We start from the raw sequence: 24,130 nt of genomic DNA, 5'->3' as shown, positions 1-24,130 counted from the left end.
TCTTCCTCTATCTTCCCACAGGCGTGAGCACGTCCCGACCGCTGCGCATGTCCTCGTGCATGAGAGCCAGAAATTTTCGAAAGCAGGGACCCGGGCGCCCGTCGCCGATGACATGATCATCGTAGCGCACAACGGGGAGGACATCGAAGGTGGTCCCGAACATCATGATTTCCGCAGCATCGTAGGCCTGCTCGGGGGTTATATCCGTTTCCTCCACACGGGTCAAATCACCCGAAGCCACCAGGGGCGCCACCAGCTCCATCAGGCGCGAAATCGTCGTTCCCCTCAAAATGCGGTGGAATTTCGGGACGAGGAATTCCCCGGTTCGGGAGACAATCCCCACGTTCTCCGTGGAGCCTTCCGCCAGGTGCCCGAAAGCATCCAGCGAGACGGTGAAATCCACTCCGGCATCTTCCGCTTCCTTCTTCATGAGGACATTGGGCAGGTAATTGCAGCTCTTGATCTTGGCGAAGTACTCGGACTTGGTGGGGATGGAGCTGGTCAAGAGGGTCACGCCTTCCTCGTACTTCTCGGGCCGGGGCATGTGAAGAGCCGTCACGACGATATAAAGCTGGCTCGACGGGCACTCATAGGGGCTGGTGGAGAAGCCCCCCGGCCCACGCGAAACAAAGAGGCGCACGAGGCAGTCGGGAGCTCCGGCGCGTCGCACCGTCTCGAGGATGGTCTGAACCAGCGTTTCCCTGCTCAACGGCAGTGAGAGGGCAGGCGCCTTGATGGATTGCTCCATGCGGTCCAGGTGCCGGTCCAGCATATACAGATTCCCGTTCAGGCACTTGAAAGCTTCAAAAATGCCGTCACCCCGGTGAACCAGGTGATCGTCGATGGGAACCATCATGAGGGCGGGATCCGTGATGATGCCCCCGTACCAGCTGGAATACATGGCCAAATAGTTTTGGTGATAGGGTACTTTCAAACGCAGGAGGCGGTCAACCACCTCGTCAAAGCTCAAAGTGCGAATTGTTTCAGACATCCAGGCTCCAGTTCCACTGTCTATGCGATACCATCCAAGCTCAGGCGGGGAAGGCCTCGTGACAAGCAATGATTTTCAAAGAAAACCCGGCAATTTGTTCGGCTCCACCTCGGAATTCCTTGCCCCTTTTGCATTTACATAATATTATTCCTTGCTTAATCAAACCGAAGGAGCGCTCGTAAACATAATCAACGGAACCCGCTTCTGCAAGGGAAAAGGACCGATCTTTCAGGGCAAAAACATGAGTGGATCAGGACTGCACCGACTGGGCTGCATCGTTTTCGATTTCGACGGAACCCTTGCCGAACTGCGACTGGACTTCGGAGAAATGAAGCGCCGTCTGGGACAGGTGGGAAGCCGCTACTTCTCCTTCGATCCCTGCCCCGATACGCTTCCCGCGCTGGAATGGCTGGAGACTCTCGTGGCGCAGCTGCGGAAGATCGATGCCGCAGCCGCCGTGGAGCTCCGGCATCGAGCCCACGCCCTCATTGTCGACATGGAGCTGGAGGCCGCACACCAGGGAGCCCTCTTCCCCTTCACCCGCAACGTGCTCACCGACCTTACAGCGAAGAACATCAAGCCGGTCATCATCACCCGAAACTGCGAGCAGGCGGTGCGTATCGTTTTCCCCGACCTGGACCGCTATTGCCTGGGGCTCCTGGCGCGTGACCACGTTCCGAGGGTCAAGCCCGATCCCGACCACCTTTTCCGTGCGCTGCAGCGCGTGGCAGCCCCTGCCCGCAACGCCCTCATGGTAGGTGACCACCCCCTGGACATTCAAACGGGGAAGCGTGCGGGAATCCTCACCGCCGGTGTCTGGAGCGGCAGGGCCTCGCAGCAGGACCTCATCGACAGCGGGGCTCACTGGACGGCCAGGAATTGCCTGGAGCTGATGCAAACCCTGGAGGCTCAGCAAAGAATCTGATGCCGTTCCGCCTCGCGACAGCCCTGGCTCATGACTTGTGCAATGCAACCCCTCCCGGGGAGAAAGGCCGGTGTAATCTCCGTCATGGACATTCAGACGTTTGTCGACCCGATTCGCATCCGCAGGGCTGTCCTGGGGTTTTCAGGCTGGCCTGACGCCGGCAAGACCATTCAACACGCCTTCGGGGAGCTGAGCAGCGTCTTGCAATGCCGCCCTGCGGCCGCCTGGGACCTGGACGGGTATTGGCACACCGAATCATCACGCCCCCTCGTTTCCGTCCACCACGGACGGATCAAGAGCCTGGACTGGCCCACATACCGTTTCTCTCTCTGCACTCCCCGACAATCGGAACCGATCCTCCTGGGGATGGGGCCGGAGCCCTCCATCCACTGGCGACCCTTTGCGCGAAAGTTTCTCAAGATCCTGGAGGGCTGGGGCTGCCGGGAAATTCTCCTCCTGGGAAGTGTCTACGACGACATTTTCCATGACGAGGTGCTTCTCACGGGCGTCGTGCAGGATGCCGAGGGATACAACCTGGTGCGGGATCTGGGGTGCAGCCAGATCGAATATTCGGGGCCGGGAGCCATTCATGCCGTCATCATGGAGATGGCGGCCGACCTGCAGATGAAAGCCTACAGCATATGGTCTCATTTTCCATCCTACCTGAATGCCTCTCATGAGCTCCTCATCGCACGGATCCTGCGGATGATGGGCGATTTTCTAAAGCTTGAATTCAAGACGGACCACCTGCTGCGGAGCTGGAAGAAGAGGGAAAAGGAGATCGAGGAGCTCATCGAGAATGACGAAGAAGTCCGGCAGGTGCTGGACAGCATCAGGCAGGCCGACACACTCGAGGCGCCGGTTCACACACCCGCCACGGTCATTCAGCTGGATGAGTTCATTCGGAGAAGGCAGGAACGTTTACTCAAAAAAGAGTAGCCGCCATTGCGACACCTCAAGGGGAGGCATCGGATTAGCCACGTCACGCTAATCCGCGAGGAACGGAAAGCGTTTGCCACGAGGAAGTCTATGACCCAGGAACAGGAATCTCTCCTCCAATACACGGTGAGTCACTTCGAGGACATCGCGCGGCAGAACCGGTTTCCCGAAAACGGCTCCATCGCCCACGATAGGGAACGATGTCTCGTCTGCCACCCTGAGCGAGCCACCATCCCCCCGTTTGCCGTATACCTGGAGGTGATCGCTCAGTCCGTCAAAGTGCGACGCCCTTCCCTGGACCAGGAACTGGTGGATGCCATCAACGGCGACAGACAGCTCATGGGCATTTCCAAGGATCTTCCCCTGGAGGATTTCCTCCTGGAGACCTCGGAAGCTCTCGATTGCTGGTCGGACTGGCTGCGGGATGCCCTGAATACCGGACTGAGTCTCCTGTCTATCCACAGCCCCAGCAGCCTGGACTTTGATCTCGATGACCCGGAGCTCGCTGAAGCCTTCAGCGACCTGATCCAGGAGAAAATTCAGGAGATCATGGACCATCAAAAGAGCAGCAGGGCAGCGGGTCCGGTGCCGGAGGCAGGCTTCTAATCCAGCAGGTCTCTCAAAGCCTCGGCGATCTGGGGAAACTTGAACTCAAAGCCTTCATCCAGCAGCTTCCGGGGCACAGCCCGCTGGCCTTTCAGGATGACATCGGCAAAATCCCCCAGCACAATGCGCAGTGTGAAGGCCGGAACTGAGGGAAGAAAAGCCATTTTGTGGAGCGCATCGGCAAGGGCACGGACCAATTCCCGGTTCCTGACGGGATGGGGCGCCGTGCAGTTGACCGGTCCGCTGATGTTCCGCCTTTCCATGAGAAAAACCATGATGCGCAGAAGGTCCTCCTGGTGAATCCAGGGGAACCACTGCTTTCCACTCCCGAAAGGGCTTCCGAAGTGAAGATTGAACGGGGGTACCATCTTACTCAGCGCTCCACCATGGCGGCCGAAGACAATCCCGAAGCGGCAGAGCGCCACGCGCACTCCGAACGAAACCGCCCTCCCCGCTTCTTCTTCCCAGGCGACACCGACCTCCGCAAGAAAATCACGGCCCGGCGGACTCTCTTCGTCCAAAATGGTGTCGTCCAGCCTTCCCCCGTAATACCCAACGGCTGAACCGCTCAGAAGGACCTTGTCTTTCCCCCCGCCGGAAAGGGCATCCACCACGTTCCGGGTGCTCATGACCCGACTTTCCAGGATGGATTGCCTGGTCTTTTTTGTCCAGGGGCTGAAGATGGAAGTGCCGGCCAGGTTGATGACGACGTCATGTTGGGCGACGGTTTCCTGCCATGGGCCGGGAGCCATGGGATTTCCGCTGACATACGAAAGCCCGGAATCCCCTTCGGGAGGCTGCCTCCGGGAGCGTGTGAGCACTGTCACTTCATGACCCAACTGGAGAAGCTCCCTGGTGAAATAACCACCCACAAAACCGGTTCCGCCCGTCATAAAGATTTTCATCATAAGCTCCTTGATCGAGAAGACGGTATTCTAGGCTAGCTGTTAGCTGTTAGCCGTTAGCATCATCAAAAAAATTATAACTTGTGATTGATACTCCAGGGCATCACTCAAACCGTTTAAGCCTGAGTATCGCTTGCAGCTAAAGGCTAAGAGCTAAAGACCAAACCCATGCCGTGTCAGCCCGATGCACTGATTTGACGAAGCGCCTGCGCCGCCACATCGGAGATGCGATAGGCGTTGACCTGCCCGTCTTCAAAAATTTTGACCGGGGTGAGATCGTTCAGTAAGGGCTGGAGGTATTTTTGCGATGCCGGGTCCTTGATGTGTCCCAATGCCCAGGCCGCATACCCTCGATGAACGGCATCCGCGGACTGGAGATAGGGCACGATATGGCGAACGGCCTCCTTCAGCAGATGAGGCCTTGCTTGAGCCAGGCGCCCGATTCCCCAGAGCACCCCCCGCTCCAGCATTCCGTTCTCCAGGAGGTTTCCGTTCTCATCGATATAGGACACCAGGATGCGGTAATACTCTTCCGCCAGTCGCTCATGATCGGCCATGATGGCTCCCATGGCCTCGGGCGAGCCCCATCCGGAACAGCCGCTTTCATCGTTCAGATTCCAGATGAAGCGCCGCATGATGTTGCGGGCGGATTCCATGTCTTCCTCCGCCATGCGGGCCATGACTCTGCCCATGGCGGTCACGGCGCGGCCCTTGATCCCTTCATCCGGGCTGTAGATGAAGGAAAATAACGGGTTGATCACCTGGCGCGCCGGGAACTGCGACCATTCCTCCAAACGTTCCTGGAAATCGTCGGCAGCCAGCATTGCGGCGACACGCCGCCGCAGGCCCACACTTTTCATTTCTTCAGAAGTCAAGGGATTTCTCCACAAATCACCGGCATCAATCCGAATCCTCCCAGGAAATGCAATCCGTCGGACAGCAATTGATGGCCTCCTGGATGCATTCCTCGGGAAAGGAATCGAGCTCAGCTACCTCGATATATCCGGCTTCAGCCATCTTGAACACATGGGGGCACAGCTCCAGGCAGGCTTCGCAGCCCACGCAACGGCCCATATCGACTACCGGGACTTTGGGCATGTCTTTGATTCCTTCCTCTGCAGGGAGCTATTTCTGATTCAGGAGATATTCATAAGCGGACAAAGCAGCCTTCGCGCCTTCCCCCACTGCCACCACCACCTGCTTGTAGGGCACATCGGTCACATCGCCGCAGGCAAACACGCCCGCCATGCCTGTCCGGCATTCCTTGTCCACCAGGATCTCACCCTTTCTGTTCGTGGCCAGCGTGTCGATGAAAATGCTCGAGTTGGGCAGAAGACCGATCTCTACAAAAACTCCTTCCACGTCGATGGTGTGGATCTCACCCGTCTTGAGAGACTGATATTCTATCCCCTGCACCATGTTATCGCCCAGGATTCTCGTGGGCCTGCATTCCGTGAAAATCTCCACTTTACCCGAATGGCGTACCTTTTCCTGGTAAAAGCTGTCTCCGGTCAAGGGAGTCAGAGAGATCAGATAGATTCTCCTGGCAATGTTGACGAGATCGAGCACTGCTTCCAGTGCGGAATTGCCTCCGCCCACCACGGCCACGTCGGCGTCGTCGAAAAGCGGCGCATCGCAGGTGGAGCAATAGGAAACCCCCTTGGCCAGCAATTCCTTCTCACCGGGCACATTCAGGGGCCGATGGCTTCCCCCTGTGGCAATGACCACCGTCTTCCCGTAGTAGGTCTTTCCATCCTCCAGGGTGACCCTTTTGATCCGGCCCGCCAGGTCGATGGCCCCCACATTTTTCCCGATCACCCTTTCGACGCCGAAGGTCTTCACGTGGCTCTCGAATTTTGCCACCAGCTCGGCGGCGTTGACCTGGCTGAATCCCAGATAATTGTCCACATCATTGGTCCAGGTGACCTGCCCCCCGACGTCCTTGCTGATGATGAGGGTTTTCATGAGCTTTCGGATGGTGTAGATGGCGGCGCTCAAGCCGGCAGGACCCGCTCCCAAGATGATGGCGTCATAGAGCGGCGTATCGGACTTCCTCCAGGTCTGCCCGAGCTTTTCGTAAAGCGCACCCGTTGCTTCCAGATGCACCAGATGAGCATACCCGCCTACATTTTCCTCCCCGATAAATATCTGAGGCAGAGAGCCACTCCCGGTTTTCTCCCTCATCCGCCCCCACTCCTCGGAGCCGGGAGTCACGACAATCTCCTGGAACGGGATATCCCTCTCCTGCAAAAAGGCCTTCGCATGCAGGCAGAAAGGACAACCGTACATGGTATAAATGAGAAGGTTCACAGCCGACCTCTATCAACGGCATCAAAGGAAATCATCCCCGCTCCGATTCACTTCAACGCTTTTTCTATTTCCTCACGTTCAAATCCAACAATGACCCAATCGCCGATGGAAATGACAGGCACACTGCGAGCCCCTCCAGAAATCTTTTTCATTTCCTGGAAGGCCGCTTTGTCCGCTCCCACATCGCAGGATTCAAATTCCACTCCCTTTTCGGTCAGAAATTCTTTGGCCTGCTGACAGTAGTGACATCCCGAAGTCGTATAGATCTTTACCTTTTTTTCCATGGAGCGCATCCTCATTTCAAAGGGTCTGTGGGGGGGTGAAGGACTGCCTTTTCGATAGCTCTGTCGCCGGGAAGCTCCGCATGGGAAACGATACAACAAAAGGGTGCGGACTCTGATTTCCCTGCAGACGGGGGATGGAGTCATTGCTCGCAGACCTTTGAGGGACATCAAAGCACCTGCATAGCATCCTGAAACAAACGAGGCGGGAGAAACCCCGCCCCGTATCGTTTAGAAGAAGAAAAAAACGGTGCGGTCCACTAACGGAGCTTGCTCAGATGCAGAGCGAGACGTCTCAGATGCTCCTGCTCTTCCTTCACCAGAGCATTGATCATGGACTTGCCCTTATGTCCCTCGGTGGCATCCTGAACCGTGAGGAAAAAGATGATGGAATCTTTTTCGAAGGTCATGGCCAGCTTTATGGCAGATCTTACATCCTTGACCGCCGCCAGTTGCTTATCGACGCCCTCGCTGGTCACGAAAACGTGCTGATCGGCCATGGCCTTGAGATAGGCATCCAGCTCGTTGTTTGCGTCGAACACAGTGGGCGTGGACGCTGACGCGGGGAGCTCATCCCTCAAAGCCTTGAACTTCGCCTTGTGTTCGATTTCCTGTGCACCCAGGTCTGCAAAAAGTTCTTTCACTTCTTTGTTGTCCACCATTTGCGTGGCGGCATCGTAAAACTTCTTTCCATTTTCTTCGATTTTTATGGCAACGTCGAAAATTTCAGCAGCATTAAAATTAAAGAGCATTCCTTCCTCTCCACTTCAGATCCTGATAGAGGATCATTCCCTTTCATCCACGGCGAACCGTGGCTTGCATAGAGGTACAGGGGTCCAGTGATATTCACGCATCGCATCAACTGCAGCACGGATGGACGTCTCATGGCACGTCCCGAGAGGCAGGGGCAACCCTATTCTTTCTCAAAGTCACTCTTGCCGGCACCACAAATGGGGCAGGTCCAGTCATCGGGCAAATCCTGGAACTTGGTTCCCGGAGCCACACCATTGTCAGGGTCGCCTTTGGCAGGATCATAAACATACCCACAGATCTGACATACATAACGGTCCATCGTATTCCCTCCTGATCATCGTCGGTTCAAAGAATATCCGTACTCTACAACACCCTCATCCGATGCAATCGCATGGCTACTATCGCACATCACGATGCACAATAAAACAAGAACTGTTCTTGAATTGAAAAAAATTTATACCGATCACTGCGCTTTTTGTTTCGACCAGACCCGCCTCAACCGAAGCGCGTTGCTCACGACGGACACGGAGCTCAAGGCCATGGCCCCTGCCGCAAACATGGGATTGAGTAGAATCCCCCACACGGGGTACAAAATCCCGGCAGCGACGGGAATCCCAAGAGAATTATAGAAGAAGGCCCAGAAAAGATTCTGTTTGATGATCCGCATGGTGGAAGCGGAAAGCCGAATGGCCGAAGCCACCAGTCTCAAATCATTCTGTATCAGGGTGATGTCACTCGCCTCCAGGGCAACATCCGTTCCGGCTCCGATGGCGATGCCCACGTCTGCCGCTGCCAGCGCAGGGGCATCATTGATGCCGTCCCCCACCATGGCGACCGTCTTGCCCTCATGCTGCAGCCTGCGAATCTCTCCCGCCTTGTCGGCGGGAAGCACCTCGGCCATGATGGCGCCGATCCCCACCGCCTTTGCAATGGCCTGAGCCGTTTCCACCCGGTCTCCAGTGATCATGGCCACCTGGAGTCCCATCTGCTTCAACCGAGCCACGGCCTCCCCAGCTGACTCCCTCGGAGCATCCGCCACCGCGAAAATTCCGGCCGCCCGGCCATCCACCCCAACATAAACACACGTCTTTCCGGAAGCAAGGAGATCTTCGGCCTTTTTGGCCAGTTCACTCAAATTGATTCCCTCTCCATGGAGGAACTTGCGGCTGCCCAAAAGAACGCGGGCTTCCCCGACACGCCCCCGCACCCCCCTTCCCGATACGGCTTCAAAGGCTTCCACCTGCTCCGGATGGATCCCTTCTTTCTGCCCCTTCTCCACAATGGCGCGGGCGAGGGGGTGTTCCGAAACCGCCTCCAGGGAAACCGCCCACCTCAGAACCTGCTCCTCCTCCAGGGAAGGGGCCGCTACAAAATGTGTCACCTCGGGGGTGCCCCGCGTGAGTGTACCTGTCTTGTCAAAAACGACGGTCGTCAGGCGGTAAGCCTTCTCCAGGCTTTCCCCCCCCTTGATGAGGATGCCGTTTTCCGCTCCCAGGCCCGTCCCCACCATCACGGCTGTCGGTGTCGCCAGGCCCATGGCGCAGGGACAGGAAATGATGAGAACCGACACAAAATTGAGGAGCGCCCGGGTAAAGTCCGCGTCGGGAACCAGGAAATACCATATGCAAAAGGTGAGGACGGCAATGCAGATGACTATCGGGACGAATATGGAGGCTACCTGATCGGCGAATCTCTGAATGGGAGCCTTGGACCCCTGCGCCTCCTCCACCAGCCGGATGATTTGAGCCAGGGCCGTTTCCGCTCCCACTTTGGTGGCTCCGAAGGTGAAGCTGCCGCTGCCGTTGATGGTGCCGGCAAAAACCTCACTGCCCAGCGTCTTGGGGACCGGAACGCTCTCCCCCGTGAGCATGGACTCGTCCACCGAAGAGCGCCCCGATTCCAGGACGCCGTCGGTAGGGATCCTCTCGCCGGGTCGAACGAGGAGCACATCACCCTTCAGGACCTCCTCCAGAGGGACTTCCCATTCCTGGCCGTCACGGAGGACCCGGGCTGTCTTGGGCGTCAGCTTCATGAGCTTCTTGATGGCCTCGGAGGTCCGTCCGCGGGCTTTCATTTCCAGGAGGCGGCCAAGGAGGACCAGGGTAATGATCATCGCCGCTCCGTCGAAATAGACGTGGAGATCGAGGCCCGCCCCCAAAAAATATTCCGGCCAGAAGGTCGCCAGGGTGGAATAGAGGTAGGCAGAAAGACTGCCCACGGCCACCAGGGTGTTCATGTCCGTCGTCTTCTGGCGGGCGGCTTTTAAAGCTCCCACCAGAAAACGGCTTCCCACCCAAAACACAGCCGGGGTGGTGAGTACAAAAAGGATCAAAAACATCTGCTGACGGGGAATGCCGTGGAGGAAGGGAAACCAGTGAGGCATGCTTCCCATCATGGTGAGGACGCTCAACACGGCCCCGACGGAGACTTTTATTTTGAGATCGCGGATCTCGCGCTTCTGGGCCGCTTCAACAGGGTCTTCCTTGGCCTCTTCCAGGAGGCCCAGGTATTGGTAGCCGGCTTCCTCAAGCGCTTTACGAAGCTCGGCCACGTTCAAGACCTGCGGGTCATAAGTCACCATTGCACGGGAAGACGCGAGGTTTACAGCCGCTTCCTCCACTCCGCCCAGGGCTTTCAAAGCATTTTCCACCCGACGCACGCAGGCCGCGCAGGTCATTCCTCCCACCAGGAGTGTCGTCTTCTTCAGGCCGCCTTCGCCGGAGCTCTCGGGCTCCAGGACTTCATAACCGATGTCCCGGACCTTTTCCTCAATGGCGGCCAGGGTGACCAGAGTGGGATCGTATTCCACGGTAGCCTTGGAAGTGGCTAAATTCACCGCTGCCGACTGCACCCCTTCCAGCTCCTGGATTCCTTTTTCCACCCTCCGCACGCACGCGGCGCAGGTCATTCCCTGTATGTGCAGGTCTTTCTTATCCAAGCTCGTAACCCGCCTTTTCAATTCGGTCGCGGATCAAAGCGTCATCCACAGGCTTCAGCTCCTCAAAGGTAGCTTCCCCTTTGGACAGGTCTACCTTTACTCCCTGGACGCCATCGATCCCGCTCAGTGTCTTGCTCACCGCATTGACACAATGCTGACAGCTCATTCCTTTGATTTTAATCGTTCGGGTCATAAGCTCTCCTCGATTCTCTTTATTTTAAGGAATATCAATAATCACCCTTTTCCAGAACGCCATGACGCCTTCTTTTCCAAAGGCCATCTGCACCAGCTCCCATCCACCCCGACCGCGCTCATTGAGAAGGGTTTTCATTTTCTCCACCTGACCTGACGGAATCTGCCCAAGATCGCAGGTTCCGTTTTCCGAACAAAAATAGACAACTTCCCTGAAAGAATCGGCTGGATGACTGGTGATTTCGTATTCGTATCGGCTCATATCGAGGTCCTTCTCTCCCTAACACAAAATAACATTTATTGTCTCCAGGTCCTGCCCAGGCTGCCGACAGGATCATAAGATAGGGCACCCTTTCCATCTTTCAAGGCGCTGCGTATGCAAACATAACAACCAATCCCCCGGGTCTGCAAGCCTCTTTCGGTTGGCAGCCCCTTCCCGAAGGGGGCTTTCGGCTGGGGAAAGTCCCACGCCTGCCGTCCGCAAACGTATCCCCTCCAGCAAATCGACTCAGCCTGGGAAAAATCCACTCAACAAATCAAGGAAACCGTCCGATGAGAAATCTAGCCCATTTTCCATGAAACATCTCGCACTCTCATGTGATTGGTCCTTGTGCAGCCGCTGGATTGCGAGAACAGACGAGGCGGTACCCCGCCAGCGCCCACCGACCAGGGGGTGGTGAATGGACAATACTTCGATTCTTTGCCGATGGAACTGAACGATGCATAAAGAAGCGGAACAACGAGACGACTTCGCAAAAAAATTCGAGCAGCAGGGCATCCTCCTCCAAACCCTCATGGACACCGTTCCCTATCCGATTTTCCATAAAGACCCGACCGGACTCTATGCGGGATGCAACCGGGCCTTCGAAAACCTGGTAGGCTGCAGTCGAGAAGAAGTCATCGGCAAGGAAGTGGGACAGCTTTTCCCTGAAGCACTGGCGAAGGTCTACGAGGCAAATGACCGCAAGGCCATGGAAAACCCCGGGCAGCACGCTTATGAAGCTCAGCTCGACCTGGGAAACGGAAACGTGCGCAGCGAAATCATCAATCTGTCCACGCTCACCGATGGCCATGGATCCGTGGCGGGCCTTCTGGGGGTCATCGTGGACACCACGGACCGCATGCAGATGGAAAAAACCCTCGTCCGCCTGGCGAGCGCCGTGGAGCAGGCCGGTGAAGCGATCTTTATCACCGATGTGGATGGCATGATTCGTTATGCCAATGCATCATTTCTCCAGGAGAGTGGATACGCACGGGCTGAGATTCTGGGAAGGCATGTTTCGGATTTCAAGATATCCATGGACGGGGAAGCGGCGCAGGAATCCCTCACCCCCCTCAAAACCCTGTTTCAGAGTGCATCCGTTTGGAAGGGCCGCTACCGGAGAGGCACAAAGCAAGGCAGCGACTATGACGTCCAGGCCACCATCACTCCCATCAAGAGCGGTCCCCGGGAAATCACGCATTACGTGGTCATCGAGCGCAACCTGACCCACGAGATGCAACTGGAGAGGCGGTTGAGACAATCCCAGAAGTTGGAATCCATCGGGACGCTTGCCGGAGGCATTGCCCATGATTTCAACAATATTTTGACCTCTCTGCTCCTTTACGCCGAACTGGCCCAAAATGAGGTTTCCCCTGGGGGATCCACATGGAAAAAACTGGACCAGATCGTCAAGGCGGGGCAGCGGGCAAGGGATTTGGTCCGGCAGATCCTCACCTTCAGCCGGGAAGGAGAAAAGGAGGTCCGCCCCATCACCCTTGCCGTCATCGTCAAGGAGGCCTCTCACCTCATTCGAGCGACCCTCCCCAGCACCGTTCTCATGCGTCATGACATTCAAGCCCCCAGGGACATGATCATGGCCGATCCGACGCAAATGCACCAAGTGGTCATGAACCTCTGCACCAACGCAGCCCACGCTCTCCGAGATAAGGGCGGCACCCTCCAGGTGACCCTCTCCGCCGTCGAGCTCAATGCAGAGTCGGCATCCTTCCAGCCGGGGCTCAAGCCGGGTCAATATCTAAAACTGACCGTCAGCGATACCGGCCAGGGCATTCCGCCTGAGCTGCTGGGCAAAATCTTCGATCCCTATTTCTCCACCAAGCCCAAGAGTGAAGGAACGGGGCTGGGCCTGGCCGTGACGCACGGCATCGTCAAGAGTCACCACGGCGCCATCAATGTTCAGAGCGTCTTGGGAAAAGGCACGGTGTTCGAAGTCCTGTTTCCCAGGCTCCCCATGCAAACCGCCGTCCAGCCGGAACAGAGCGCTCTTTCCCACCGGGGAACGGAGCGCATTCTGCTCGTCGACGACGAGCCCTGGATCGTCAAGGCACAGCAGGAGATCCTCCAACGCCTGGGGTACCACGTTACGGCAAAAACCAGCCCTCTGGAAGCACTGGAAACGTTTCAAAGCCACCCTCAGGATTTTGATCTCATGATCACCGATCAGACCATGCCGCGCATGACGGGCAAGGAACTGGCTGGAGAGATCCGGAAGACCCGCAGAGACCTTCCCGTCATACTCTGCACCGGCTTCAGCCCTCCCTTGATGCGGGAAGAAATGCAGGAGCTGGGAATTCGGCAGGTCATCCAGAAACCCGCACTGACGCAACAGGTGGCGGAAACGATCCGCCGGGTGCTGGACGGGAGAGAGCCGCAAGGATGAAAACTCTCGGGCGATTCATTCCCTCTCGACGGGAAACGTCAGCTGCGCGCCGAACCATCCGATGATACCGACGAGGGGCGTCAAGGACAGAATGAGTAAAAAATAGATGACGCTCCGCAGGCCAAACACGTTCAGCACGGCCGGATCGGCCACCCTCCATGTAAAAGCGACCATGGAAACGACGAACAGCAGCAGCGAAACGGTCAGCTTGATGATAACGGGCCGGATGGGTTTTGCCATGTAGTTGAGCCACCAGGTAAAAAGGCCCGTCAAGATCACCACGGGAGTGAACAGCACGCCTGCGCCGAGGCAGTGGAGAGCGGTCAGCTCTAAGGAGGAGATACCCGTGAGAAGATAGAGGAGGTTGAAGCAGCTGGTGGCGATCATGAAAACGATGGGGAAATGCACCGTCATGGGATGCGGGTGGCGCCGGAGGATGGGGAAGCGCTGGAGAAGCTGGGAAAGATACTCGGGCATGGGCATATCCAGGGATTTTTCCGGCTTCAGAACGCCCACTTGGGGATATCGCTCCAGGACTTCGACCCCGTGCGGAGCGGCGCCGATATCCACCGAAAGATCCGAAGCGGCATGGTGGCGCTTCATGTGAAGCCCCCCCTTCCACAATTTGCTCTGAGTCACATCGTAGACCTTGCCCCCGTGAGCGATATACACGGGCCTCCCGTCTTTGCCGTCAAACGCGGCCAGTTCGCTGAGATCGAATTCCTTCATGAGCATTTCCCTCGCTGACCAGAGTTGGAATGAGCTTCCGTGAGATTTTCCCGGGGATACCCCACCGCTGTTACCCGGGGACTTCCGGTTCGGTATCCCGACTACGAAACCGCGTTCCATTATAAATGGAGAAAAAATTTTGTCCACTTTTTATAATATTTCAAGATGTTATATGTATCTTGAAATTAGGTTTGTATTTATTTCTCAGTTCTTCTATTATCGACAGCGTATTGAGCATCTTCATTCACAATACGGCTCAACTTCTCCAACGCACTTCAAGAGGCTGTTTTGCTCGCACGAGCGGGATGGTATTGGAGCTGCACTAAAATCGCAGCAGGGGGTTTGCTCGCCAGGCTGGCCGTCGGCTTTTTTGCTGCACTCGATGACAATCATGACAATCCCCCAGTTTTGTTGCGCCAGGCTTCTCAGCACAGGGCAAGAATGCCTGATCGATCCGGCATGGGTGTGCTCACCATTGGGACGGGAAGTTTATGATGGCAGGTTGCAATCGGCGGGATTTTTTAAGGATTATGGGTCTGGCAGGAACAACGGCCCTGGTGGGCTGTTCGTCCGAGTCCGGCCGGACGTTGATTCCTTACATCGTTCCGACAGACGACATCATTCCCGGCCAGGCCACCTGGTATGCCACCACATGCAGGGAATGTCCGGCAGGCTGCGGTATATTGGCCAAGAACCGGGACGGACACGTCATCAAGGTGGAAGGAAATCCCCTCCACCCCGTCAATGCCGGGAAGCTCTGCTCGCGGGGCCAGGCCTCTCTGCACGGGCTTTACAACCCCGATCGGTTCTCCGGCCCCCATAAAATGACTGCATCCGGTGAGCCGGTCCCCATCTCCTGGGACGAAGGGATGGCAATTCTGACCCAGGGACTTGACGGAATCCTGGATCGAGGGAAAAAGGACCGCATCGTGGTGGTGTCCGATCTGGTATCGGGCACACTGAAGGATTTCATCGCCTACTGGCTCGGAGAAATGCGGTCCCGCGAGCACATCCTCTACGAACCCTTCGCTTATGAGCCGCTGCGCCGAGCCAACGCCATGGTCTTCGGCACCGAAGGTATTCCTTCCTATCGCCTGGATCGGGCGGATTTTCTCCTCTCCTTCGGGGCGGGCTTCCTGGAGACATGGCTCTCCAATGTCGAATATGCCCGACAGTTTGCCGCGTTCCGGACACCCCACGACCAGGGGAAAAACCGCTTCCTCTACGTGGGACCCCGCATGTCCCTGACTGCCGCCAATGCCGACTTCTGGGTCCAGGCAGCGCCAGGCGATGAATTCCTGGTAGCGGCGGGCATGCTGATGGTGCTCACGGGGGAGGGCCTTCTTCCAAATATTTCCGCCGAACAAAAAAAATCCGTCGCCTCGCTGGTGAGAGGCCTCACCCTGGAAGCCGTTGCGGCTGGAACGGGAGTTTCGGAGGAGACCCTGCGCCGGATGGCCTTAGAGTTTGCCCGGGCGGAGCACCCCCTCGCTCTGGCGGAAGGGCTTTCCTTTTCCAGTCCCCGAGCGACCGAAACGGCTGCGGCGGCCGGCCTCCTGTGCGCCCTCCACCCCGGGTCGAGGGAAACCATCGACTTCCAGGGCCTTTCGGAGCTGGGCCAGGTCGATTCCACTGCCCGCATGCAGGAGCTGTCGCAAAAAATGCAGGACGGGAAAGTGGAGGCTGTGCTGCTTTTTCAAGCAAATCCGGCTTATTCCCTTCCCCCGTCCTGGAATTTTCACAAGAGTCTCCAGAAGGTTCCCCTGGTGGTCAGCTTCTCTCCTGCCATGGATGAAACAACCCGGAGCGCACACCTCATCCTTCCCGCTCACAGCCCGCTGGAATCCTGGGGAGATTATTCACCCCGAAAGGGCGTCACGGGGATCATGCAGCCCGTCATGGGTCCGGTGTTCGATTCAAGGCATCCGGGAGACATCCTCCTGGCGGCGGGCCGGCAACTGAAGGGACCGGAACGTTTTCCCGCCGAAAGCTTTTACCACATCCTTCGGAATGCCTGGCAGTTGAAGGGGCAGGAACTGGCTCCGGGCGTTCCTCCGGAAACCTTCTGGCAGGAAGCGGTGAAAAGGGGCGGCGTTTGGGATGAAGTTAAAGGAAGCAAAGGAGAATCCTCGGGGAATCCGGTGCGTCCCTCCAAATTTTCATTCCCGCTTGTGGAGCTTGGAAACAGGAATAAAAAGGAGTTTCATTTCACGGGCTTTCCCACCGTGCAGTACTATGACGGCAGGGGAGCCAATCGGCCCTGGCTTCAAGAGATCCCGGACCCCATTTCCCAGATCACCTGGGGCGGGTGGGTGGAAATGCACCCCGACACGGCACGGTCCCTTGACCTGGCCAAAGGAGACCTGGTGGTCATCCGCTCCCCTTATGGCAGCATCGAGGCACCGGTTTTTCCCCTGCCGACGGTGCCGCCCGATACACTGGCCGTACCCATCGGACAGGGGCACAGCCATTACGGGCGTTTCGCCACGGCAGAATACGGAAACCCCATGGGATTGCTGCCGTCGGGCATCGACCCAATGTGCAACGGCCTGCTTCGCCCGGAGTTCAAGGTGACCGTGGAGAAGCTGGGACGGCGTGTTCCCATCGCCCACGTGGACGGCAGTCTCTTCCAGCACGACAGGGAGATGGCCCGTTCCCTGACGCTGGAGGCATACCGTGAGGGCAAAGCATCCGGAGCAAAACCGCATCTCTACCTGCCTTTGCCCGAGGGCTACGACCCAGCCCAAGACTTCTATCCACCCCATGACCATGTGGACTATCGCTGGGGCATGGTGATCGACCTCGACCGCTGCATCGGCTGCGGCGCCTGCGTGGCGGCGTGTTATGCCGAAAACAACGTGGCCGTCGTCGGCCGGGACCAGATCCTCAAAGGCCGTGAAATGTCCTGGCTTCGGATTCAGCGTTATTTCGGGCCTGACGCGGACGGCATCCGCTTTTTCCCCATGCCGTGCATGCACTGCGACAATGCCCCCTGCGAATCCGTCTGCCCGGTGTATGCCCCCCACCACAGCAAGGAAGGGCTGAACAACCAGGTGTACAACCGCTGCATCGGTACGCGCTTCTGCGCCCAAAACTGCCCGTACAAGGTGCGCCGTTTCAACTGGTTCACGTTCACACGCCCCGAGCCCTTGAACTGGCAGCTCAACCCCGACGTGACGGTGCGGCAGAAGGGGGTCATGGAAAAATGCTCTTTCTGCGTGCAACGGATCATTGAAGCGAAGTTCCATGCCAAAGACCAGGGGAGGAAAGTTCAGGACGGAGAATTCACAACGGCCTGTGCGCAGACCTGCCCTGCGGACGCCATCGTATTTGGGAACCTCATGGACCCTGAAAGCCGGGTATCGCGGCTCATCCAGGACCACCGGGCCTATCAGGCGCTGGAGCATCTGAACACCAAGCCGGCAGTATTTTACCTCAAGAAACTGACCCAGGAACCCTTAAAGGCATAGCGGTCTGCCCATGGAAACCATCAGTTACAGCCGTTTCAACGAAGACATTCTGCGCAACATGTCCCCTCCGGGGCGACGGTATTACGTGCTGCTGGCCCTCGCCTTTGCGGGAGTGCTTTTGGGCGCTTCGTGCTGGGCCTATCAGATCGCCACGGGACTCGGGAGCGCCGGCATCAACCTCCCGGTCTACTGGGGAACCTATCTCATCAATTTTGTCTTCTGGGTCGGTATCGCGCACTCGGGCACCCTCATTTCCGCCATCCTCTACCTCTTCCGGGCGCCCTGGCGCACGGCCATCGCACGGAGCGCCGAAGCCATGACGGTATTCGCCGTATCCGTCGCGGGACTTTTTCCCTTCATCCATCTCGGGAGGGTGTGGATTGTCTACTGGATCCTGCCCTATCCCAACCAGCGCAATCTCTGGCCCAATTTTCAGTCGCCCCTCGTGTTCGATGTCATCGCCATTTCCACGTATCTGACGGTCAGCGTCCTCTTCTGGTTCACGGGACTCATTCCGGATCTCGCCGTCGTACGGGACAGTTCCACGGGCCTTCGGCGCAAGATCTACGGCTTTTTCTCCCTGGGCTGGCTCGGCACCCATCGACAGTGGAATCACTATGGCACGGCCTACCTGCTGTTCGCGGCCCTGGCCACGCCTCTGGTCATTTCCGTTCACAGCGTCGTTTCCTGGGACTTTGCGCTTTCCATCGTTCCGGGTTGGCACAGCACCATCTTCGCGCCTTACTTTGTGGCGGGCGCCATTCATTCAGGCCTGGCCATGGTGCTCACCCTCCTCATCCCGCTGCGGCGCGTCTTCAAATTCGAGCACCTCATCACCTTGAAGATCCTGGAAAACATTGCCAAGACCATCATTTTTACGGGCCTCATCGTGGGATACGCCTACGGCGTGGAATACTTCATGGCTCAGTACAGCGGCAATATCGCCGAAAGAGACACCTTCATATGGAGAGCCGTCGGCCACTATGCCCTGGAATTCTGGATCATGGTCCTCTTCAATGCCGTTGTGCCGCTGGCCTTTTTCATCAAGAAGGTCCGCACGGACCTGAGATACCTGTTCGGCATTTCCATCTTGATCAACATCGGGATGTGGTATGAACGGTTCGTCATCATCGTGGGCTCGGCGGCACACCAATTCGATCCGTACTCGTGGGGGTATTACAGTCCCACCTGGGTGGAATTTGGAATCATGATCGGCTCCTTCAGCCTCTTCTTCTTCCTCTTCCTGTTGTTCGCCAGGTTCATTCCCACCATCTCCATGACGGAAATGAAGGAAACCGGGCGGCACTCCAGGAGGGAGAACCCATAGGTGAAAGTTCCAGCAGGGGAAAATCATGGCGCATGAAAAAAAGTTACTGGGCGTCTTCGCCTATCTGGATGAACTGGTGAATGCGCTGAAATTTGCCAGGGAGAAAGGGTTCACAATCCACACGGTTTATTCCCCTTTTCCACACCACGGCATCGAGGAAGCTCTCGGCCTGAAACCGAGCCCCGTTCGCTTTGTGACCTTGACCGGCGGAGTCCTGGGAATCCTGACGGGAATCGCTCTGGTGGTTTACACCTGCGTGCAATGGAAGTTCGTTGTGAGCGGCAAGCCCATCATCCCCCTTGTGCCGGCGGTGGTTGTCGGTTTTGAATTCTGTATCCTTTTTTCGGTCCTGTTCAATTTCGCGGCGATGCTCTTCAAAGCCAGGCTCCCCAAGCTGCACCGCCCGGAGCATTACGACAACCGGTTCAGCCAGGACCATTTCGGTGTCCTGGTGCTCTGTCCAGAAAATGAACGTGAGCACCTTTCCAGCATTCTCAAAGAAGCCGGGGCAAAGGACGTCCATGAAGTCAACGCGTGAGCCTTTTCCAGACTTTCTCGACCGTGTCGTCCGAGCGGACCGGCGCATCCTGATCCTGGCTTTTCTGGGCATGATTCTGGTGGGCGGGGCCTCCTTCTGGTTCGGGATCACGAGTGAAAGTCCTCAACGGACGTGGCAGGCATTTTTGATCAATTTCCTGTTCTGGACGGGTCTGGCATATGGTGCTGTTTTGTTTTCCGCTGCCCTCAACATGACCAATGCCCACTGGGCACGCCCCATGAAGCGACTGGCGGAAGCCCCCGGTGCCTTTCTGCCCTTCTCCTTTGTTTTCTTCCTGCTCCTTTACCAGGGCCGGGAGAGCCTGTTCCACTGGATTCACGAACCGGTGCCGGGCAAAGAATGGTGGCTGAATGTGGACGCGCTTTTTGTTCGGGATGGGTTGGGACTTTTTCTTCTCATGACCCTCTCCCTCACTTTGATTTACTTTTCCATACGGAGCGATTTCAAGTGGAAAGGGGCTCTGCGCTCCAATGCGATCAGCCCCTCCGAGACGCCTGTTCAGCACTCTGAAGCGCTTAGATCTTCTGGGGGATGGCGGGCTCAGCTGGTTTTGTCTCCTGTCCTGGGAATTGTCTACGCCCTGGTGCTGACGCTCATCGCCGTGGACCTCATCATGGCCCTGGATCCACACTGGGTGAGCACGCTTTTTGGAGCCTATTACTTCATCGGCAGTTTTTACTCCGCCCTGGCGGCCTTGCTGTTGATGACCGTCGTCGCCACGCGGTTGGAAGCCTTTGACGAGGTCATCCGTCCAAAGCACTTGCACGATCTGGGCAAGCTCCTCCTCGGGTTCTGCCTGCTCACCGGAGACTTTTTCTACTCGCAGTTCCTGGTCATCTGGTACGGCAACCTGCCCGAGGAAACCCGGTACGTGATTTTGCGGATTGGCCAGAGCCCGTGGGAACCCCTGGCATGGATCGTTCTTTTCGTCTGCTTCGCCATGCCGTTTGTGGTGCTTTTGAACCGCAGGATCAAGATGAAACCCTTTCCCATGCTGATCCTGACGACGGTCATTCTTGCGGGAATGTGGCTGGAGCGGCTCCTGCTGGTGGCTCCAGCCCTGTGGGCGGGGAGCGGCATTCCCCTTGGATTCACGGAGATCTTCATCACGGCGGGTTTTTTTGGCACCATGGCCTTGTGCCTCATGGCGTTTTTCAAGTTTTTTCCGCTGCTGCCCATTTCAGATCCACTTTATCACGAACAGTTGGAATCGACGCGGGCAGACGGCGAGCATTAGAACGACGGTACAACCGGCAGGAAGCCTCATTTGCCCGCCGGTACGGACGAACGGCATTGCATGGAGGCAGCGCTTCACTTCCGCCCATCCCTGGGATCGGGTCAGACATTTCGAGGGAACATGGCTGAAACCAGAGAAAAAAAATGGAACCTTGCCCTGCGCTACAGCGGGGTGGGAGTGGTGTTGCTCCTGGCGGCGACCATGCTCTATTTCTATTTCCTCTATCCTCAGCGGGAGCTGGGTCCCGAGCAGCCGATTCTGTTCAGCCACCGCCTGCATGCCGGAGTGAAGGAGATCAACTGCAAATTCTGCCACCCCTTTGCGGAACGATCCCGAAATCCGGGCATCCCGGAGCTCCAGAAATGCTTTTTCTGCCATGAGCACATCATCACGAAGCACCCGCAAATCCTGAAGGAACGGCAGCACTATGACACTAAAACCCCCGTTCCCTGGGTGAGGATCTTTTACGTGCCGGACCATGTCAAATTCAACCACAAACCGCACATCCAGTATGCGAAACTGGACTGCACCAACTGCCACGGGGAAGTGAAAACTATGGACCGCCTCCAGAAAGTGGATTTCCAGATGCATTTTTGCATCACCTGTCACCAGGAACGGAAGGCTCAGCTGGACTGCTGGCTGGCGTGCCACCATTGATTGTGTCCATGAGGACGGATAGCATCGAGTTGAGAAGAGAGGGGGAATCGCATTGGAATTGTTGAGGGAGGAGCCCCACGGCACCACGAAGGCCTTCTACCTGAGCTCGGCGGTCTGGATGGTTTTTGGAACCCTGGCGGGATTTACGGGGGCGGTGCAGCTCATCGCACCCGAACTGCTGGGGAATATTCCATGGATCGTCTTCGGGCGCATTCGCCCCATCCATACCAATGCAGTCATTTTCGGCTTTGTGGGATCGGCCCTCATCGGGTCCGCCCACTATCTCGTCCCGACCCTGGTGCGCACCCCGCTCTACAGTGAACGCCTGGGCAAGATCACCGTCTGGCTGTGGAACCTCGCCGTCGTCCTGGGGACACTCACCTTATCCCTCGGGTTCTCCCAGAACAGGGAGTATGCCGAATGGATCTGGCCCGTGGATGTCATTGTGATGGCTTCGTTGGGCCTGGGCTTTTACAATCTCCTCCAGACGGTAAAGCGCCGGGAAGAAGAGATCCTGTATGTTTCCGTGTGGTATATCTTCGGCGCCTTTGTTTTCACGGCCTTCATCTATTTTTTCGGGAACGCCATGTGGAACCCTTTCACCGGTTCCATCACGGGCATCCCCGACGGTATTCTGGCCTGGTTTTACGGACACGGCGTCGTGGGATTGTTCTTGACTCCTTTTGCCGTGGCCATCGCCTACTACATCATCCCCATCACCTGCCGGGCCCCTCTTTACAGCCACTCCCTCTCCCTGCTGGGGTTCTGGTCCCTGCTCATGATCTACACACACATCGGGACACACCACATCCTGCAGGCCCCAACACCGACGTGGCTCAAAGTCATCGCCATCACGGGCAGCATTGCCATGCTGGTTCCCGTGGCGGCGGTTTTAATCAATCTGTGGCTGACCATGCGGGGAAGGATCCCTTACATCCTGGGCGACACCGGAGGGAAATTCGTCCTTGCCGGGACCGTCTGGTATCTGCTCACCTGCATTCAGGGGCCGTTGCAGGCCCTGCCGGTGGTGCAAAGAATCACCCATTTCAACAACTGGGTCGTCGCCCATGCCCACATGGGGGTGCTTGGGTTTTCCGGCATCATCGCCCTTGGAGGCATCTATTTCATCCTCCCCCGCATCACGGGGCGCCCTCTTCACAGCAAATTCCTTGCGGACATGCAATACTGGCTGGTTCTCCTGGGTATGTCGGGGTTCTTCACCGTCCTGACGGCAGCCGGTCTGATCCAGGGACACGGGTGGCTGAACGGGGAAACCGTCTACCGGATGCTCCCGGAAATCCATCCTTACATGGTGCTGCGCTTGTCCGTCGGCATTCTCATCGTTTCGGGAGCCTTTATCGGCCTGTATAATATTTACATGAGCCTTTACGGCTTCAAGACCGGGAGGAAGGCCTCATGAAGATGACCCCTCCACTGCTGGTTCTCGGCGGCAGCCTCATTTTCGGCGTAGTGCTTTTTGTGGTGGTCATTCTTCCCTGGGCGACCATGACGGACCAGCCCTCGGACATCCATCGCCCCAGAACGGCTTTGGAGGAGCGGGGCCGGAAGCTTTACGTCAAGAACGGCTGCTCTTATTGCCACTCCCAGTTCATCCGGAGGATCGACTGGGATTTGGGAGCTGAGCGCATTGCCCAGGCCGGCGACTATATCGCGGAACAGCCCCACCTGCTGGGCACCGAACGGACGGGACCGGATCTCTCCCAGGAAGGCGGTGAGCATCCCGACGACTGGCACATGGCGCATTTCATCAACCCGCGCTATGTTCGCCCTGAATCCATCATGCCTGAATGGGCTTTCCTGGGCACGGAAAACATCACGGCTCTCATCGCTTACAAGCAGAGCCTGGGATACAAGGACGCAGACGCACGGATGCAGCGGCAGCGGCTGTGGAAGCCAAAATCCATCGAGGCCTATGAAAAGGGTACGGACGGCAATGTGGCGTGGCTGCATGATCTCGTCCCCGAACCCTGGAGGAAGCTGCCCAACCCTTACCCCACGTCTCAAGCCGGGTTGACGCGAGGACACAGGATCTATCAGAGCTTCTGCATCGGCTGCCATGGCCCCGTGGGAGACGGGATGGGTCCGGCAGCCCCTCACCTGTATCCGCCTCCTCTCAATTTTACGACCCTCAAGGGACGCGGAGTCTCGGGAGGCATTTTGTATTATCAGATCATGAACGGCATCACGGGAACCGCCATGCCTTACTTCAAGCGTGACCTGGAGTCTGAAAAGATCTGGGATGTGGGCAACTATGTAGCGGTCACTTTCATCGGGGAAACCGACGCCAATACGGAGCCGCGCGGCATCGATGCGTCTTATGAACCGGCGGATGGGGAGAAGCGATAGATGGCCTATTATGGAGGGTGGATTCTTCTCGTGGTCCTGAGCATATGGGCAGCCCTGATCGCCTTCGTGTGGGCGGTCCGGTCAGGACAGTTCTCCCAGCAGGGGCGCGCGAGATTTTTGCCCCTCATCGACGCAATGCCGGGGCAGGCCTCATCCCAGGAGCCACTCCCCCCCAGCCGTGGAGGCTATGTGCTCGTGTTCATCCTGGGGCTGGGCGCCGCAGGCATGCTGTGTGCCGTCATCCTGTCTCTCTACCACTTGTAACAAGAGGTGAATCAGCT

24 protein-coding genes are annotated in these 24,130 nt (G+C 57.2%); 12 read left to right on the top strand and 12 right to left on the bottom strand.

The window, feature by feature from the left end:
- Positions 1–7 precede the first annotated feature (7 nt).
- On the bottom strand, positions 8–991 hold the full coding sequence (locus MWC30_RS08795; RefSeq protein WP_244083796.1) for an aminotransferase class IV: 984 nt from the start codon (positions 989–991) through the stop codon (positions 8–10).
- 241 nt (positions 992–1,232) lie between these two features.
- On the opposite strand from MWC30_RS08795, the gene MWC30_RS08790 reads away from it, so the two are divergent.
- The 3 genes from MWC30_RS08790 (at position 1,233) to MWC30_RS08780 (ending at position 3,461) form a co-directional block, all read left to right on the top strand.
- Complete coding sequence (locus MWC30_RS08790) at positions 1,233–1,916, top strand: HAD family hydrolase (protein WP_244083795.1); 684 nt, start codon at positions 1,233–1,235, stop codon at positions 1,914–1,916.
- An 84-nt stretch (positions 1,917–2,000) separates the two neighbouring features.
- Positions 2,001–2,855 (top strand): PAC2 family protein, encoded by an 855-nt coding sequence (locus MWC30_RS08785; protein WP_244083794.1) that lies wholly within the window; start codon positions 2,001–2,003, stop codon positions 2,853–2,855.
- A 90-nt stretch (positions 2,856–2,945) separates the two neighbouring features.
- Positions 2,946–3,461, top strand: coding sequence for a hypothetical protein (locus MWC30_RS08780; RefSeq protein ID WP_244083793.1), 516 nt, complete (start codon positions 2,946–2,948; stop codon positions 3,459–3,461).
- Here MWC30_RS08780 and MWC30_RS08775 read toward each other — a convergent pair.
- From MWC30_RS08775 to MWC30_RS08730, 10 genes are all read right to left on the bottom strand, one after another.
- The gene (locus MWC30_RS08775) at positions 3,458–4,369 is read right to left on the bottom strand and encodes a TIGR01777 family oxidoreductase (protein ID WP_244083792.1); all 912 of its coding nucleotides are present in this window, start codon (positions 4,367–4,369) and stop codon (positions 3,458–3,460) included. The genes MWC30_RS08780 and MWC30_RS08775 overlap by 4 nt on opposite strands.
- Before the next feature lie 173 nt (positions 4,370–4,542).
- Positions 4,543–5,241, bottom strand: coding sequence for a DVU0298 family protein (locus MWC30_RS08770; protein ID WP_244083791.1), 699 nt, complete (start codon positions 5,239–5,241; stop codon positions 4,543–4,545).
- Positions 5,242–5,266: 25 nt separating this feature from the next.
- Positions 5,267–5,464 (bottom strand): ferredoxin, encoded by a 198-nt coding sequence (locus MWC30_RS08765; protein ID WP_244083790.1) that lies wholly within the window; start codon positions 5,462–5,464, stop codon positions 5,267–5,269.
- Positions 5,465–5,491: 27 nt separating this feature from the next.
- A complete protein-coding gene (locus MWC30_RS08760) occupies positions 5,492–6,676 on the bottom strand; it encodes an FAD-dependent oxidoreductase (RefSeq protein WP_244083789.1) in 1,185 nt (394 codons plus the stop codon).
- A 47-nt stretch (positions 6,677–6,723) separates the two neighbouring features.
- Entirely contained in the window at positions 6,724–6,960 is a 237-nt protein-coding gene (locus tag MWC30_RS08755) for a glutaredoxin family protein (RefSeq protein WP_244083788.1), read from the bottom strand.
- A gap of 257 nt (positions 6,961–7,217) precedes the next feature.
- Positions 7,218–7,709 carry a ferritin family protein gene (locus MWC30_RS08750; RefSeq protein ID WP_244083787.1) on the bottom strand — a complete coding sequence of 164 codons (492 nt, stop codon included), beginning with the start codon at positions 7,707–7,709 and terminating at the stop codon, positions 7,218–7,220.
- Between the two features lie 161 nt (positions 7,710–7,870).
- Complete coding sequence (gene rd / locus MWC30_RS08745) at positions 7,871–8,029, bottom strand: rubredoxin (protein WP_244083786.1); 159 nt, start codon at positions 8,027–8,029, stop codon at positions 7,871–7,873.
- Positions 8,030–8,173: 144 nt separating this feature from the next.
- Complete coding sequence (locus MWC30_RS08740) at positions 8,174–10,648, bottom strand: heavy metal translocating P-type ATPase (RefSeq protein ID WP_256461233.1); 2,475 nt, start codon at positions 10,646–10,648, stop codon at positions 8,174–8,176.
- Positions 10,641–10,841, bottom strand: coding sequence for a heavy-metal-associated domain-containing protein (locus tag MWC30_RS08735; protein WP_244083785.1), 201 nt, complete (start codon positions 10,839–10,841; stop codon positions 10,641–10,643). The genes MWC30_RS08740 and MWC30_RS08735 overlap by 8 nt, the downstream gene beginning before the upstream one ends.
- Positions 10,842–10,865: 24 nt before the next feature.
- The gene (locus tag MWC30_RS08730; RefSeq protein ID WP_244083784.1) at positions 10,866–11,102 is read right to left on the bottom strand and encodes a hypothetical protein; all 237 of its coding nucleotides are present in this window, start codon (positions 11,100–11,102) and stop codon (positions 10,866–10,868) included.
- A gap of 457 nt (positions 11,103–11,559) precedes the next feature.
- Here MWC30_RS08730 and MWC30_RS08725 point away from each other — a divergent pair, with 457 nt between their 5' ends.
- Positions 11,560–13,503 carry a PAS domain S-box protein gene (locus MWC30_RS08725; RefSeq protein ID WP_244083783.1) on the top strand — a complete coding sequence of 648 codons (1,944 nt, stop codon included), beginning with the start codon at positions 11,560–11,562 and terminating at the stop codon, positions 13,501–13,503.
- Positions 13,504–13,518: 15 nt separating this feature from the next.
- On the opposite strand, the gene MWC30_RS08720 is transcribed toward MWC30_RS08725, so the two are convergent.
- Positions 13,519–14,232 (bottom strand): DUF2231 domain-containing protein, encoded by a 714-nt coding sequence (locus tag MWC30_RS08720; protein WP_244083782.1) that lies wholly within the window; start codon positions 14,230–14,232, stop codon positions 13,519–13,521.
- Positions 14,233–14,762: 530 nt separating this feature from the next.
- Between MWC30_RS08720 and MWC30_RS08715 the strand changes: the two genes are divergently transcribed.
- Genes MWC30_RS08715 through MWC30_RS08680 form a run of 8 tightly spaced genes read left to right on the top strand, consistent with a single transcriptional unit; the run spans position 14,763 to position 24,113 of the window.
- Positions 14,763–17,702 (top strand): 4Fe-4S dicluster domain-containing protein, encoded by a 2,940-nt coding sequence (locus MWC30_RS08715; protein ID WP_244083781.1) that lies wholly within the window; start codon positions 14,763–14,765, stop codon positions 17,700–17,702.
- Positions 17,703–17,712: 10 nt separating this feature from the next.
- A complete protein-coding gene (gene nrfD / locus MWC30_RS08710; protein WP_244083780.1) occupies positions 17,713–19,029 on the top strand; it encodes an NrfD/PsrC family molybdoenzyme membrane anchor subunit in 1,317 nt (438 codons plus the stop codon).
- 25 nt (positions 19,030–19,054) lie between these two features.
- Positions 19,055–19,567: a DUF3341 domain-containing protein gene (locus MWC30_RS08705; RefSeq protein WP_244071782.1), complete on the top strand. Its 513-nt coding sequence runs from the start codon at positions 19,055–19,057 to the stop codon at positions 19,565–19,567.
- Positions 19,551–20,825: an NrfD/PsrC family molybdoenzyme membrane anchor subunit gene (gene nrfD, locus MWC30_RS08700; RefSeq protein WP_244083779.1), complete on the top strand. Its 1,275-nt coding sequence runs from the start codon at positions 19,551–19,553 to the stop codon at positions 20,823–20,825. Before MWC30_RS08705 ends, nrfD (MWC30_RS08700) begins: the two co-directional genes overlap by 17 nt.
- 30 nt (positions 20,826–20,855) lie before the next feature.
- Positions 20,856–21,482 carry a cytochrome c3 family protein gene (locus tag MWC30_RS08695; RefSeq protein ID WP_244083778.1) on the top strand — a complete coding sequence of 209 codons (627 nt, stop codon included), beginning with the start codon at positions 20,856–20,858 and terminating at the stop codon, positions 21,480–21,482.
- A gap of 52 nt (positions 21,483–21,534) precedes the next feature.
- Complete coding sequence (locus MWC30_RS08690) at positions 21,535–22,902, top strand: cbb3-type cytochrome c oxidase subunit I (RefSeq protein WP_244083777.1); 1,368 nt, start codon at positions 21,535–21,537, stop codon at positions 22,900–22,902.
- A complete protein-coding gene (locus MWC30_RS08685) occupies positions 22,899–23,849 on the top strand; it encodes a cbb3-type cytochrome c oxidase subunit II (protein ID WP_244083776.1) in 951 nt (316 codons plus the stop codon). Before MWC30_RS08690 ends, MWC30_RS08685 begins: the two co-directional genes overlap by 4 nt.
- Positions 23,850–24,113 carry a hypothetical protein gene (locus MWC30_RS08680; RefSeq protein WP_244083775.1) on the top strand — a complete coding sequence of 88 codons (264 nt, stop codon included), beginning with the start codon at positions 23,850–23,852 and terminating at the stop codon, positions 24,111–24,113.
- The last annotated feature ends 17 nt before the right edge of the window (positions 24,114–24,130 follow it).

The organism is Desulforhabdus sp. TSK (assembly GCF_022836495.1).
Classification (GTDB): Bacteria; Desulfobacterota; Syntrophobacteria; order Syntrophobacterales; family Syntrophobacteraceae; genus Desulforhabdus.
This window is presented reverse-complemented; position numbering and strand designations above follow the sequence as displayed.